General features: G+C 38.8%; 1 protein-coding gene and 1 pseudogene. Both read left to right on the top strand.

Features of this window, described 5'->3' with window-relative positions:
- Positions 1-120, top strand: a pseudogene (locus tag B4237_RS02340) (acyl-CoA desaturase); the annotation flags it as partial.
- Between the two features lie 135 nt (positions 121-255).
- Positions 256-482 (top strand): protein adenylyltransferase SelO family protein (locus B4237_RS02335; RefSeq protein ID WP_286941170.1); only part of this gene is annotated, 227 nt, incomplete at its 3' end.

Raw genomic sequence — 482 nt, 5'->3', positions numbered from 1 at the left:
CATCAAATGGATCATAAACTGAAAGTTGATTTCCAATTGCTTGAACACAGACTTGCTCATCATCGTGAATGCTTAGAAACATTGATGCGTAATATTAAAAAAGCACCTGTTTCTGAATAAACTCAATATAAAAAAAGGTCTCACAATGAGACCTTTTTTATGCCTACTGATACATATTTGCTATCACTGACTTCATCGCTGCTCAGCTTAAAATTTGTTATAGTCAAAACAGTCACCTCCCAAGATATTTCAGTTATGCAATTCAATCCTCGCTACAACGCTCAGAATCCCAAGCTTTATCATCTACAGCAACCCAGCCCTTTGCGTGGTGCAAAAGCAGGTCATTTCAATGAAGCTTTGGCGGATGAGTTGCAATGGAGTGAAGAAGACAAAGCGAACTGGGTTGAAATTTGTAGTGGGCAAAAAACCTTTGCTGAATTTCCACCGTTAGCTATGGTTTATGCAGGACATCAATTTGGGCA

Origin of the sequence: Acinetobacter sp. UBA6526 (assembly GCF_002434875.1) — a bacterium.
In the GTDB taxonomy this organism is placed as follows: Bacteria; Pseudomonadota; Gammaproteobacteria; order Pseudomonadales; family Moraxellaceae; genus Acinetobacter; species Acinetobacter venetianus.
Note: the sequence above shows the minus strand (reverse complement) of the source record. Positions and strands in the feature narration are given on the sequence as shown.